Annotated in this window: 13 protein-coding genes and 1 other RNA gene; 2 read left to right on the top strand and 12 right to left on the bottom strand. The window is 72.1% G+C overall.

Going from position 1 to position 13,129, the window contains the following annotated elements:
- Positions 1 to 2 precede the first annotated feature (2 nt).
- The 9 genes from ACFP2E_RS14780 to ACFP2E_RS14820 form a co-directional block, all read right to left on the bottom strand.
- Positions 3 to 302, bottom strand: a complete 300-nt coding sequence (locus tag ACFP2E_RS14780) for a hypothetical protein (RefSeq protein WP_378523064.1) — start codon at positions 300 to 302, stop codon at positions 3 to 5.
- Between the two features lie 210 nt (positions 303 to 512).
- Positions 513 to 885, bottom strand: a transfer-messenger RNA (tmRNA) gene (gene ssrA, locus ACFP2E_RS14785).
- 108 nt (positions 886 to 993) lie between these two features.
- A complete protein-coding gene (locus tag ACFP2E_RS14790; RefSeq protein WP_378523063.1) occupies positions 994 to 1,467 on the bottom strand; it encodes an SRPBCC family protein in 474 nt (157 codons plus the stop codon).
- A 12-nt stretch (positions 1,468 to 1,479) separates the two neighbouring features.
- The gene (locus ACFP2E_RS14795; RefSeq protein WP_378523062.1) at positions 1,480 to 2,631 is read right to left on the bottom strand and encodes an amidohydrolase family protein; all 1,152 of its coding nucleotides are present in this window, start codon (positions 2,629 to 2,631) and stop codon (positions 1,480 to 1,482) included.
- Positions 2,624 to 3,103, bottom strand: coding sequence for an SsrA-binding protein SmpB (gene smpB, locus ACFP2E_RS14800; protein WP_378523061.1), 480 nt, complete (start codon positions 3,101 to 3,103; stop codon positions 2,624 to 2,626). Before smpB ends, ACFP2E_RS14795 begins: the two co-directional genes overlap by 8 nt.
- Before the next feature lie 50 nt (positions 3,104 to 3,153).
- A complete protein-coding gene (locus tag ACFP2E_RS14805) occupies positions 3,154 to 4,413 on the bottom strand; it encodes a peptidoglycan DD-metalloendopeptidase family protein (RefSeq protein ID WP_378523060.1) in 1,260 nt (419 codons plus the stop codon).
- A gap of 56 nt (positions 4,414 to 4,469) precedes the next feature.
- Positions 4,470 to 5,381, bottom strand: a complete 912-nt coding sequence (gene ftsX, locus ACFP2E_RS14810) for a permease-like cell division protein FtsX (RefSeq protein ID WP_378523059.1) — start codon at positions 5,379 to 5,381, stop codon at positions 4,470 to 4,472.
- A 64-nt stretch (positions 5,382 to 5,445) separates the two neighbouring features.
- Complete coding sequence (gene ftsE / locus ACFP2E_RS14815) at positions 5,446 to 6,135, bottom strand: cell division ATP-binding protein FtsE (protein ID WP_378523058.1); 690 nt, start codon at positions 6,133 to 6,135, stop codon at positions 5,446 to 5,448.
- A gap of 98 nt (positions 6,136 to 6,233) precedes the next feature.
- Complete coding sequence (locus ACFP2E_RS14820; RefSeq protein WP_378523151.1) at positions 6,234 to 8,087, bottom strand: alpha-amylase family protein; 1,854 nt, start codon at positions 8,085 to 8,087, stop codon at positions 6,234 to 6,236.
- A gap of 187 nt (positions 8,088 to 8,274) precedes the next feature.
- Between ACFP2E_RS14820 and ACFP2E_RS14825 the strand changes: the two genes are divergently transcribed.
- On the top strand, positions 8,275 to 9,042 hold the full coding sequence (locus ACFP2E_RS14825) for a hypothetical protein (protein WP_378523057.1): 768 nt from the start codon (positions 8,275 to 8,277) through the stop codon (positions 9,040 to 9,042).
- Between the two features lie 32 nt (positions 9,043 to 9,074).
- On the opposite strand, the gene prfB is transcribed toward ACFP2E_RS14825, so the two are convergent.
- On the bottom strand, positions 9,075 to 10,199 hold the full coding sequence (gene prfB, locus ACFP2E_RS14830) for a peptide chain release factor 2 (protein WP_378523056.1): 1,125 nt from the start codon (positions 10,197 to 10,199) through the stop codon (positions 9,075 to 9,077).
- Between the two features lie 93 nt (positions 10,200 to 10,292).
- Entirely contained in the window at positions 10,293 to 10,766 is a 474-nt protein-coding gene (locus tag ACFP2E_RS14835; RefSeq protein ID WP_378523055.1) for a CAP domain-containing protein, read from the bottom strand.
- A gap of 178 nt (positions 10,767 to 10,944) precedes the next feature.
- Here ACFP2E_RS14835 and ACFP2E_RS14840 point away from each other — a divergent pair, with 178 nt between their 5' ends.
- Entirely contained in the window at positions 10,945 to 12,330 is a 1,386-nt protein-coding gene (locus ACFP2E_RS14840) for a helix-turn-helix domain-containing protein (protein ID WP_378523054.1), read from the top strand.
- Between the two features lie 405 nt (positions 12,331 to 12,735).
- On the opposite strand, the gene ACFP2E_RS14845 is transcribed toward ACFP2E_RS14840, so the two are convergent.
- Positions 12,736 to 12,864, bottom strand: a complete 129-nt coding sequence (locus ACFP2E_RS14845) for a hypothetical protein (RefSeq protein ID WP_378523053.1) — start codon at positions 12,862 to 12,864, stop codon at positions 12,736 to 12,738.
- Between the last annotated feature and the right edge of the window lie 265 nt (positions 12,865 to 13,129).

Here is a 13,129-nt window from a genome sequence, read left to right on the forward strand (position 1 = left end):
GGTCACTCGGCCAGCAGGCGGACGTCCTCGGGGCCGAGAGCCCGGAAGTCCTCCAGCCCCGGGTCCCAGACCCGCACGTCGCGCACCCCGGAGCGTTGGGCCAGGTACACCAGCTGCTCGAGGGAGGCCTCGTGGCTGGTGGTCTCACCGCCGCGCTCGAGCGTCATCAGCCAAGGGATGGGACGCCCTGCGCTGAACCAGCCTCCCGTGAACGAGGGCGTGGGGGCCTGCCGGATCCAGGCGCGCGCCGGCTCTCCGTCCGGTCCGGCCCCGCCGTCGTCCGGCGGCTCCTCCAGTTGCATGTAGTCGCGGTACCTACGGTTCACGTCGACCTCGCTCGGTTGCTCGCCAGACGCCTGGTCCGGCAACGGCGCCCGCGGGCGGGACCCCGGTAACGGTATCCACGCTGGACGCCGGTGTCCTGTCACGAGACACGAACGGGCCCGCGGCGTCGCCGCGGGCCCGTCTCGTGCTGCGAGGGACTCCGCACCATCTGCGGAGACCTCTCAGGTCAGTGGAGCTGGCGGGAATCGAACCCGCGTCCTCGAGCGTCGAACCAGGTCTTCTCCGGGTGCAGTCCGCGATGTCGCTTTTCTCGGCCCCGGGGCTCGCACGGACACGTCCCCGACAGGCTCAGTCACGAAAAAGTCCCGCTCATCCTCCGTGACACGGAATGAGCAGCAAGCCTCCTAGATGACGCCAGGATCCGGGCCGGAGGCGGATACCCGGTCTGACGCTTCGATCACCGCAATCAGGCGGCGAGAGCGAAGGAACTGCGCTTAGCGTTGGCAGTTATTGGTTTCCAGCGATCGTTTACGAGATGACGCTGGCTTCTCGACCCGCTTCCCCTGGAACTAACGTCCCAAGTCGAAACCGATCAGCCCCTCTGGTGTTGTCAAGCGCGGCCCGTGGACCGCTCTACCTGTGTGTCACAGGCTAACGGACTCAACACACGCACCGCACAGGACATTCCCCGAGCCGGTCGTGGACGGGTCACGGGACGAGCAGGCTCTCCAGCTCCTCCAGCCCCTGCCGGGCGTAGCCGCGCCACATCCGGACGTACGCCGGCACGGCGACCCGAGCGGCGGCGCCCTCGCGCTCGTGGATGCGCAGCGACCAGGTGATCCGCACTCCGGTCCCGGCCGGCGTGAACTCCCAGCGGCCGTCGATCCGCTCCGCCAGCTGACCGAGCGGGCCGGACACCGGGGTCAGCCGATAGCCGAACGCCCGGGGCCGGTCGACCTCGGTCAGCGTCTCGGTCAGCTCGCCGCCGCCCGCGGCGAAGCAGAGCGTGCGTTCCTGCCCCTCGCTCCCCCAGTCGTCCTCGTGACCCCGGACCTCGCGGATCGGCGGCAGCGCGGCGTACCAGTGACGGAACACGCTCGTGAGGTCGGCGGTCAGGACCGCGTCGAAGGCGTCCTCGACGGCGACCGGGTAGGTGCGGGTTCGACTGACCTCAGTGACCACGGGCCCAGAGTGTCACGGACGGCGGCGGTCCTCCCCCAGCAGCCGCGCGCCGTTGTGCCAGCACACGTCCCGCAGCCAGTCGTCACCCAGGTCCAGCCGGACGAGTCCCTCGAGCTGGTGCAGGTAGGGGTACGGGATGGTCGGGAAGTCGCTGCCGAGCAGCACCTTCTCCTGCAGGTCGCGCAGCCGGTCCCGCAGCTCGCGGGGGTAGGGCGCCTCGGCCTCGAAGAATTCGGTGAAGACCATCGTGGTGTCGAGGTGGACCCGGTCGTACTGCTCGGCCAGCGCCAGGAACTCGGCGTACTCCGGGGCGCCCATGTGGGCGACGACGGCGGCGAGCCGCGGGTGCCGCTCGAGGACCTTGCGGAGCGGGTCGGGGCCGGTGAACGCGTTGCCGACCGGCCCGGACCCGGCATGGATCACGACCGGCGTCCCCGCCTCGGCGAGCGTGCCCCACACGTTGTCGAGCAGCGGGTCGTGCAGGTGGAACTCCCCCACCTGCACGTGGACCTTGAAGATCTCCACGCCTGCCTCGACCAGCTCGGCGACGTACGCCGGCGCCTCGGTCTCGGGGTAGAACGTCGCCGACCACAGCGACTCCGGCACCTCACGGGCGAAGCCGGCAGCCCACTCGTTGAGGTACCCCGCGATGCCGGGCCGGTGGGCGTAGGGCAGCGTCGGGAAGCGGCGCACGCCCAGCTCGCGCAGCAGGGCGACGCGCTCGTCGTGGCTGCCGCGGTAGCGGATCGGCCACTCGCGGCCGATCTTGGGGCCGGCCTGGTCGAACTGCGCCCACACCTTGCGCTGCACGTTCTCCGGCAGGAAGTGGACGTGGACGTCGTAGAGGCCGGGCAGGCCGAGGTCTGTCCAGAAGCGGCGGGTGGTCTCGACGGGCTCGACCGGCGTGGGGTCGCCGACGGCGGTCGTCGTGGTCTCGACGGGCTCGACCGGCGTGGGGTCGCCGACGGCGGTCGTCGTGGTCTCGACGGGCTCGACCGGCGGATGGTGGCGGTCGGCGGTCGGGTGCGGGGGTTTCGAGGCTCGCGGAGATGTCGGTTGAGGAGGGCGCGCAGCGCCCGTCTCGAAACCTCGCACCTCAACCACCGGATCGACCGGCGGGTGGTCGCCGTCGGCGGTCACCTCGGCCTCCGACCGATCAGTCACGCATGCCCTTCAGGCGGCGGCCCAGGGCCTGCTCCTTCTCCCGGTCTGCCTGACGGGCGGCGATGGAGTGCCGCTTGTCCCACGACTTCTTGCCCTTGGCAAGGGCGATCTCGACCTTGGCCCGGCCGTCCTTGAAGTAGAGCGACAGCGGGACGACGGTGAGGCCCTTCTCGTTGACCCGGCGCTCGATCTTGTCGATCTCGATCCGGTTCAGCAGCAGCTTGCGCTTGCGACGGGCCGAGTGGTTGGTCCAGGTGCCCTGGGAGTACTCGGGGATGTGGACGCCGTGCAGCCAGGCCTCGCCGTTGTCGATGTCCACGAAGCCGTCGACCAGCGAGGCGCGCCCCATCCGCAGCGACTTCACCTCGGTCCCGACGAGCACCAGGCCGGCCTCGTAGGTGTCCTCGATGTGGTAGTCGTGGCGCGCCTTCTTGTTCTGCGCGACGAGCTTGCGCCCCTGTTCCTTCGGCATCCCGTCAGTCTCTCAAATGCCGCAACCGGATTGGTCGCGGCCGGTGGCCGTCACAGGTAGTTGAACGGCGGCACCGGCTTGCCGTTGGCCAGGATCGTGAAGTGCAGGTGGCACCCGGTCGACCAGCCGGTCGACCCGGCGTACCCGATCGTGGCGCCGCGGCTCACGGTGGCGCCCACGCCGTAGCGGTACGACGAGGCGTGGTTGTAGACGGCGGTGATGAACTTGCCGTTGATCATGCCGAGGCCGAGGAACAGCCGGTTGCCGTAGACCGGCGAGTGGTAGCGCGCGATCACCCGGCCGGTGGCGACGGCCTGCATGGCCTGGCCGCACGCGGTGTAGAAGTCGGTGCCGTTGTGGAGGCCGTAGTACTTGTAGATCGGGTGGATCCGGTAGCCGAACGGCGAGGTCACCGGGCCCGGGACCGGCCGGCTCAGCAGCCCGGACGGGTTGCCGGTGTAGCCGCCGCGGCCCTGCCGGGCGCGACGCGCCTGCTCGAGGATCCGCTCCTTGATCTTGCGCTCCTGCGCCCTCAGCCGCGCGAGCTGCGCGCGGTCCTGCGCGCGGGCCGAGGCAGCCGAGCGGCGGGCGTCGCGGCGGTCGACGACGAGCACCTGGACCCGGTCGCGGGCGTCCTGGGCGGTGGCCTCGAGCTCCTGCATGGTGTCGAGGTGCCGGGCGGCCTCGCGCCGGCGTACGGCGACCTCGTTGCGCGCCTCCTCGACCTGCTGCTGGCGCACCTCGAGCAGCACCTCAGCGGCGCGGAGCTCGTCGTAGGCGCGGGACTCCCGGCCGACCATGGCGTTCTGCATCTCCATGCGCAGGGTCAGGTCGGAGGGCGTCTCGGAGTCGAGCAGCGAGGAGAACGTCAGCAGCTGCGGGTCGCCCTCCTGGTAGATGGAGGTGATCACCCCGGTGACCACGTCGCGCTGGTCGTCGAGGGCGAGCCGGCCGTTCGAGAGGTCGGCCTCGGCGGTGTCGAGCCGGTCCTCGGCCTGCTCGAGCCGCGCCTGCATCTCCTGGTCGCGGACCCGGGCGGCGGCGAGCCGGGTCCGGGCGGACTGCAGCTCCCCGCGGGCCGTCGTCAGCGCGGCCTGCGCCGTGGCGAGGCGGGCGTCGGCCTTGCGCAGCGCGGCGCTGGAGGCGTGGAGGTCCTTGTCGGCCTGCCGGATCTGGCCCTGGACCTTCCTCTGCCGATCCTTGAGCGGGTCGGCGTGGGCGAAGGGGACGGTCATGGCGCCGACGGCGACGGCGCACGCGACGAGCGACGCTGCCAGCCGGCGGCGGGCGGCACGGGGGAAGGGGCGCACCGGTTTCGCCTTCAGCTTTCGGGGAAGTGAACGCGTCGACGCGTAGCCCGGCGGGATCAGACTTTGACGTATTTGCGGGTCAGCAGGAGTGTCGGCAGCAGCGTCAGGATCGGGCCGAGCACCGCGATCGCGCCCAGGCCGACGAGGAACTCGTCCATGCCGATCCACGGCATGAACTTCAGCTGGTCGCCGGCGCGCTCCTCGATGCCGAAGTACATGAACGCCGCCAGCGCGCTGCCGGCGAGCACCACGCCGATGAGCGCGGTGACCAGCGCCTCGAGCAGGAACGGCAGCGCGATGTAGAGCGTCGAAGCGCCGACCAGCCGCATGATGCCGATCTCCTTGCGGCGGGCGAACGCGGCGAGCCGGATGGTGTTGCCGACCAGCAGCAGCGCCGCGAGGACCAGGAAAGCCGCGGTGCCGAGCGCACCCCACTGCAGCGCGTTGATCGAGCCGTAGATCGGCTCGAGCACCTCGCGCATGTCGCGGATGCCGGAGACGCCGTCGAGGCCGACGACGGCGCTGGTGACGCCTTCGTACTCCTCGGGGTCCTTCAGCTCGATCCACACCGACTCGGGCATGTCCTCGGCGGTCGCCGCCGGGTTGGGGCCCTCGAACCGCTCCGGGCCGAGCAGCTCCTTCACCTTGTCGAAGGCCTCCTCCTTCGACTCGGTGTGGTAGTCCGCGACCTCCGGGTTGTCGTCGACCACGTCGAGGATCGCGGCCTTCTCGGCGTCGGTCACCTCGCCCGTGCAGGCCGGGTTGTCGTCCTTGTCCTTGCACAGCCACACCGTGATCTGCAGCTGGCTGCCCCAGTGCTGCGCGGCCTTGTCGGCCTGCTGGTTGAGCAGGACGCCGAGGCCCACCAGTGTGAGCGACACGAACAGGGTCAGCACGACCGCGACGTGCATGGTCAGGTTGCGGCGCAGGCCCTGGCCGAGCTCGGAGAAGACGTAACGCAGCTGCATGGGTGGGTGGCTCTCTTCGGTGCGGAGTCGGAGCGTGCGGATCGGTGCCGGCGGTCGCCGGAGGTCAGTGCTGGAAGCCGTAGACGCCCTGCGCCTGGTCGCGGACGACCCGGCCGGCCTCGAGCTCGATGACGCGCTTGCGCATCTGGTCGACGATGCCGGCGTCGTGGGTGGCCATGACGACGGTGGTGCCGGTCCGGTTGATCCGGTCCAGCAGCTTCATGATGCCGACCGAGGTGGTCGGGTCGAGGTTTCCGGTGGGCTCGTCGGCGATGAGGATCATCGGCCGGTTGACGAAGGCGCGCGCGATCGCGACGCGCTGCTGCTCACCACCGGAGAGCTCGTCGGGCATCCGGTCGGCCTTGCCCTCGAGCCCGACCAGCTCCAGCGTCTCGGGGACCAGCTGGTTGATCTCGGCGCGCGACTTGCCGATCACCTGCATCGCGAAGGCGACGTTCTCGGCGACGGTCTTGTTCTGCAGCAGCCGGAAGTCCTGGAAGACGGTGCCGATCTGGCGGCGCAGCCGCGGCACCTTCCAGCCGGCCAGCCGGTTGATCTCCTTGCCGGCGACGTAGACGCGGCCGGCCGTCGGCCGGGTCTCGCGGAGCACCATGCGGAGGAAGGTCGACTTCCCCGAGCCGGACGTGCCGACGAGGAAGACGAACTCGCCCTTCTCCACGTCGACCGTCACGTGGTCGAGCGCGGCGCTGCCCTGTCCGGGGTAGGTCTTGACGACCTTCTCGAAGCGGATCACCGGATCGAGGGTAGTCGAGCCCGGTGACCGGCGGGCGAACCCGCCCCACCCCGTGCCGGCCGCGTGGCGCGGGTCACCCGGAACCGGGAGCTCGACCCTCAGGACGGGTGCTCGACCACCCACCACGCGGCGTACGGCGGGAGCCATGCGAGCCCGCCCGCGCCCGCGGTGACGGGGTGCCCGCCGAGGGCGTCGTACGGCGCCCCGACGCCCGCGGCGTGCAGCCGCCACATCGGGAACGGCCGGGGCGTCGGCGTCACGTTGTAGAGCCCGACGAGCGGGCCGAAGGCGTGCCGGCGCACCACCGCGAGCACGCCGTCGTCGGTGTCGGTCAGCACCTCCGCGGCCGCCGACGCGTGCAGCTGCGGCAGCCCGGCCCGCACCCGGGCGAGGTGGGCGATGCCGGAGAAGACCTTGCCGGGCACGGTGCGCAGGTCGTGGCGGGCGCGGGCACGGGCCCAGTCGAGCCGCGGCCGGTGCGCCCATCGGTTGTCGTCCTCGTGGCCCGGCTCGTCGGCCCAGCCGGGGTCGTTGGGCTGGGCGAGCTCGTCGCCGCTCCACACCACCGGGACCCCGCCCCAGCCGGCGACGACCGCGTGGGCGAGGAAGATCCGGGCCAGCGCGCCGTGCTCGTCCTCCTCCAGCCCGGCGAGGGAGGCGGCGGTGCCGCTGATGCGCTTGTCACCGGTGGCCGGGTTGTGCTGGAAGACCAGCCCGTCGGCCCAGGAGCCGGGGAACTCCCCGGCGTACCAGTCGGCGAGGAATCGCCGGTGGGCCGCGCCGTCGAGCCCCACCGAGGCGGCGTCGCCGTCGTCGATCGCCCAGCCGATGTCGTCGTGGCAGCGGACGTAGGTGATCCAGGTGCCGCTGGCCGGGGTCGGCGGCAGCGCGGCGAGGGCGTGGCGGGCGAGCACGGTGCTGCGCGCGGCCAGCATCGACCACACCTGCACCATCAGGCTGTTGTGGTAGGCGAGGTCGCTGACGCGGCCGGCCCGCTCCCCCAGCCCGAGGTACTGCACCAGGTCTCGCGGCCCGACGATCGCCTCGGCCTTGAACGCGAGCGCCGGCGCGACCAGGTGCGCGACCGCGCGCAGTGCCTGGGTGAGCGCGTGGACCTCCGGCTGGTTCTGGCAGTCGGTGCCGAGCCGCTTCCACAGGAACGCGATCGCGTCGAGCCGCAGCACCTCGACGCCGGCGTTGGCCAGCGAGACGATCACGTCCGCCATCTCGACGAGCACGTCGGGGTTGCCCCAGTCGAGGTCCCACTGCCACTCGTTGAACGTGGTCCACACCCAGCCGTCGAGCTCCTCGTCCCACGTGAAGTTGCCGGGCGCGAAGTCGGGGAACACCTCCGGCAGCGTCCGCTCGTAGGCGTCGGGCTCGACCCGGTCGGGGAAGACGTGGAAGTAGGCGCGGTACGTCGGGTCGCCGGCGCGGGCCCGCACCGCCCAGTCGTGCTCGCGCGCGACGTGGTTGAGGACCAGGTCGAGGACCAGGCTGATCCCCTCGGCGCGCAGCGTGGTGGCGAGGTCGCGCAGGTCGTCCATGGTGCCGAGGTCGGCGCGCACCCGCCGGTAGTCCTGCACGGCGTAGCCGCCGTCGTTGTCGCCGTCGCGCGGCTGCAGGAGCGGCATCAGGTGGAGGTAGGTGACGCCGAGGTCGCGCAGGTGGTCGAGGTGCCCGGCCAGGCCGCGCAGGTCGTCGGCGAACCGCTCGGTGTAGCAGGCGTAGCCGAACATGCCGGGCTGCTGCAGCCAGTCGGGTTGCAGCAGCCGGCGAAGGTCGAGCCGGTGCAGGTCGGCCGGCCGGTCGGCGTACCCCCGGGCGGCGACGTCGACGAGGCGGCGCGCCACGGTATCGGCGTCGTCGTGGACCGCGGCGACCCCGTCGTGGAGGTCGAGCCACCACCGGTCCAGCCGGAGCGCGAACGCCTCGCGGCGCTCCGCGCTCATGCCGGCGAGGATCTTCTCGGCTGCTGTGTGCACGTCGTCTGGGGCGCCCATCCCTCGCCATTCAAGCGCATCGGGCGCGGCCGGGGCACCGTCTCACCAATCCGTGGTACCCCCACCCGGTTCCGCCACGGCGGCCACGACGGTCCGCGCAGGCTGGCAGGAACGTGCTGCGTCGTAGGGGGCTGCGATGGACAAGCAGGGGGGCCGCGGTGCGGCGACCCTCGCTGCGCTGCTCATGACGGTGGGGATGGGGCCGGTCGCGGCCGGAGCGGGGGCTCCGGCCGCGACCGGAGGGGACCTCCCGGGGCCGAGCGCGGCCGAACGGGCCGCGGCGTTCGGAACGGGCGACAAGGCCGGCAAGGCAGGCAAGACGTGGCGGCCCGACCCCACGCTGCGGCGCGGCGCGGACCGGCACTGGTTCGTCACCGACCGCCTCCCCGAGGTTGCGCCCGCGGACCCGGCGCCCGCGGCACGCCGGGTCCGGGGCGCGAACAACCACGAGGACGACCTGGCCCTGATCGCCGCCCACGGGGCGCCGCTGCGCACAGACGAGGCGGGGGACGTGGTCGCGGCGGCGGTGCCGGCCGTCCGGGTGGGGCCGGTGGTCGCCGGCGTGGGGCACCTCGTCAACGCGGGCGACGTCGACGTCTTCGCGCTCGGGCGGTGCCGCGGACTGCTCGAGGTGCGGGCGCGGGGCGCCCGCCCCAGCCCCAACCTGGACCTGCGGATCACCCTGCTCGACCGCGACGGCGACCCGGTCGCCCGGGCCGCGCCGCGCACCCGGAAGACCCGGCTCGGCGGGGTGCGCGGGCTCGGCGCGCGGCTGGAGGTCGAGGTGCCGCGCGGCCGCTACCACCTCGAGGTGGCGGGGATCGGCGCGGGCGGCCGCTCGCCGGCGTACGACGACTACGCCAGCCTGGGCGCCTACCGGTGGCGCGCCACCGGCTGCGCCTGAGCCCGCCGGCGTACCAGAGGCCGGAGTGCCGGCTAGTTCTGGTCGGCGGCCTGCTTGTCGGCGCCGCGGCGCCAGCGGATGCCGGCCTCGAGGAAGCCGTCGATCTCGCCGTCGAAGACCGGCTGCGGGTTGCCGGTCTCGAAGCCGGTCCGCAGGTCCTTGACGATCTGGTACGGGTTGAGCACGTAGTTGCGCATCTGGTCGCCCCAGCTCGCCGCGACGTCGCCCTTGAGGTCCTTCTTGAGGGCGGCCTCCTCGGCCTTCTTCTTGGCGAGCAGCTTGGCCTTGAGGACGATCATCGCCGCGGCCTTGTTCTGCAGCTGGCTCTTCTCGTTCTGGCAGGAGACCACGATGCCGGTCGGGATGTGGGTCAGCCGCACCGCCGAGTCGGTGGTGTTGACCGACTGGCCACCCGGGCCGCCGGAGCGGAAGACGTCGGTGCGGATGTCGTTCTCGTCGACCTCGATCTCGTCGGTCTGGTCGAGCTGCGGCACGACCTCGACGGCGGCGAACGACGTCTGCCGGCGGCCCTGGTTGTCGAAGGGGCTGATCCGCACGAGACGGTGGGTGCCGACCTCGACCGACAGTGTGCCGTAGGCGTACGGCGCGTGGATCGCGAACTCGGCCGACTTGATGCCGGCCTCCTCGGCGTAGGAGACGTCGAAGACCTCGACGGGGTACTTGTTGCGCTCCGCCCAGCGGGTGTACATCCGCATCAGCATCTCGGCGAAGTCGGCGGCGTCCACGCCGCCGGCGCCGGCGCGGATGGTCACGATCGCCTCGCGGGAGTCGTACTCGCCGGAGAGGAGGGTGCGGACCTCGAGCGCCTCGACGGCCTTCTTGATCTTGACGAGCTCGGCGTTGGCCTCGGCCAGCGACGCCTCGTCGCCCTCCTCGACGGCCAGCTCGACGAGGACACCGAGGTCCTCGATCCGGCCCTCGAGGTCGGTGAACCGCTCGAGCTCTCCCTGCAGCGCGGACAGCCGGCCGGTGACGCGCTGGGCGTTGGCCTGGTCGTCCCACAGGTCGGGGGCGGCCACCTGCTCGCCGAGGTCGGCGATCTCCGCGCGCATCGCGTCGAGGTCCAGGACCTGGCCGATGGTGCGCATGGTCGCCTGGAGCTGCTTGATCTCTACGTCGAAGTCGGGGCCTGCCACGAGGGGCAAGCCTACGTGGCAGCCCCCTCCTGACCTAGCCGCGGCGGCCGTGGGGGTCGGCCCGGGCGTGGGCCGGGGGTCGAGCGGGCCGGGTCAGGCCTTGCGGCCGAACACCTGCGCGGCGTACCAGCGGCCGTCGTCGCCCTTGCGCGCCGCCAGCCCCATCCGCTCGAACTCGTCGTTGAGGATGTTGCGGCGGTGGCCCGGCGAGCGCATCCAGGCCCGGACGACGGCCCGCCCGGTCGGGTAGCCCGCCGCGACGTTCTCCCCGACCCGGTCCAGGCCGCAGTCGCGCATCACCTGGCCGATGTCCTGGTGCCAGATCATCTCGGCCTCTGCCATGTCCTTGGCGTGGCGACGTGCGGCCTTCTGCAGGCAGCGCATCCGGCGCAGGTCGGCCAGGTCGTGCTTGTCGCGCTTGTTGTTGGTCACCTTGAAGGCCTGCCGGGCGTAGTCACCCGCCTCGGAGGCGTGCGCCGCAGGGGCGAGCGGGACCGCGACGAGCGTGCTCGCCAGGACGGCGGCCACCACGGCCGCAATGCTGGTACGGACCACTGCCAGGGCCATGATGTCCTCCCGGAACGGACGTGGCACCCCGGGATCCGGGGCAGATCGGTCGATCGGGCACGGGTTTCGAAGTCAAAGGAATTGCCACTTTTCAGTCAAACGGAGGCAACGTCCCCATGACCACCTTATTCTGGGTCCACCACGATCCCGGGGTGGCACGGCCAGGAAAAGAGGCAGCATGAGTCACGTGGACAACGAGATGGCGGGGCTCCTGAGGGACATCGACCTGCCGACGCTCGGGTCCCGCCTGCGCAACGCGCGGGTCGCGGCCGGCCTCACCCAGGCCCAGGTGGCCGGTGAGGACGCGTCCACCGCCTACGTCTCCCGCATCGAGGCCGGCCACCGCCGTCCCGACGCGAAGCTGCTCGAGCAGATGGCCGGCCGTCTCGGCGTCGCTGTCGAAGAGCTGCTGGTCGGCATCGCGCCCGAGCAGCGCTCCGAGGTCATCCTGGAGCTCGACTACGCCGAGCTCGCCCTGGTCTCGGGACAGGCCCAGGAGGCGCTGCAGCGCACCGACTCCGTCCTCGCGAGGGTCGAGGACGGCGTCCTCCCCGAGCTCCGCAACCGTGCCCTCTTCCTGCGTGCGCGCGCACTCGAGACCGCAGACCGGATGGACGAGGCGATCATCGGCCTCGAGGACCTCGTCGCCGAACCCAGCGACGTGTGGCTGGCGTCGGCGATCGCGCTGTGCCGCTGCTACCGGGAGACCGGCGACCTGACGCGCGCCGTCGAGACCGGCGAGGAGGCGCTGAACCACCTCGAGGAGTACGGCCTCGAGGGCACCGACGAGTCGGTCCAGCTCACCGTGACCCTGGCGGCCGCCCACTACGAGCGCGGCGACACCGCGCACGCCGCCCGCCAGTGCCAGCGGGCCATCGACCGCGCCGAGCGGCTCGGCTCACCCAAGGCCAAGGCCTCCGCCTACTGGAACGCCAGCGTCATGCAGGCCCAGCAGGGCTCCGTCGAGACGGCGGTGTCCATGGCCAAGAAGGCGCTCGCACTGCTCGACGTCGACGACGACGGCCGCAACCTCGCCCGGCTCCGCACCCAGCTCGGGATCACCCAGCTGCGCATGGACCCGCCGCCGGTGGCCGAGGCCCAGCAGACGCTGTTGCAGGCCGCCCGCGAGCTCGAGTGGTCCAGCGCCAGCGCCGTCGACGTCGCCCGCAACCAGCTCGCGCTCGCCCGCGCCCACTACCTCGCCGGCGACACCGGCGCCGCCGAGCTCCAGATCGCCGCCGCGCTCGACGAGGCGCGCGGCACCCCGCTGCTCGCCGCCGAGGCCTGGGTCCTCTCCGGCCAGCTGGCAGCCGACGAGGGCGCCACCGACCGCGCCAAGGACTGCTACCGCAAGGCGGTGCTGGCGCTGAGCGCGATCGGCGCCGACCGTAGCGCCGCCCAGCTCTGGTACGAGCTCGGCAACCAGCTCGACGAGGTCGGCGACACCCTCGGCGCCCTCGACGCGTTCCGCAGCGCGGCGGCCTCCGCCGGCCTCCAGGACCGCCGGGTCACCCCGCGGACCACGGCGCGCAGCACCGACGCCAGCGAGTCCGTCCGGCGCTGACCTTGCCTGGCCCGGCTCTGTCCGGGCGTCGGCGGGGCCGCGCCTCCGCCTGGCCGAGCGTTGCGCCGTACGGCGCCGGCTGCGGCATCGCTGTGTGCGCAAACGCAGGCGCCAGGCTGCCCCGGACCTGCTCCCGCGCACGCGCACACCACGAATCCCCGGATAGCCGGGGATCGCGACACCGACGGGGCCGCGCGGGAACCGCGCCGCACAAGGTCGGGCCGGGACAGGGACGGCGCCAGAGGCTGGCCTGGGGAGCAACGCAGAGACTGCGGGCAACCCCGTGGAACCGGGGTCGCGGCCACCTCCGAGGCGAGCGCCTCAGGAGGCTGGAGGAGGAGGCGGCGCCGAGGCCGCAGGCCGGTCCCCCGACCGGCCGTCGTTCAACTGGTCAGCGGTCGCTGATCAGCAGCACCAGGAGTCGCCGCCGCCACGACGGTCGGTGGGCTTGCCGGCCTCGGCGGGAGCGCCGGCCACGAGCAGGGCGGCGAACGAAGCGATGACGGCGACGGCCATGCGGAGCGAGCGGTTCATCGGAAACTCCTCGGTTCGGGGGTTGGAGCCGGTTTTCCTCATTCTGCTGCATCAGTTGACTGCCTCGGGTAATAATCAGTCAACAAGTTTGTCAGACCAGTCGATGTGGGTCGGCGGCCCGGGAGCCGATCCCCGCGACGGTCGACACGCCGCTCGGGCACTCACCCCCTTACCCCCCACCCAGGCGGCACTGAGGAGCAGGGACGTCGGACCCCCCACCGACGCCTCTGCTCCTCGTCATTTCGGGACGTACGCATGACGTGCG

Origin of the sequence: Nocardioides sp. GCM10027114 (assembly GCF_042659625.1) — a bacterium.
In the GTDB taxonomy this organism is placed as follows: Bacteria; Actinomycetota; Actinomycetes; order Propionibacteriales; family Nocardioidaceae; genus Nocardioides.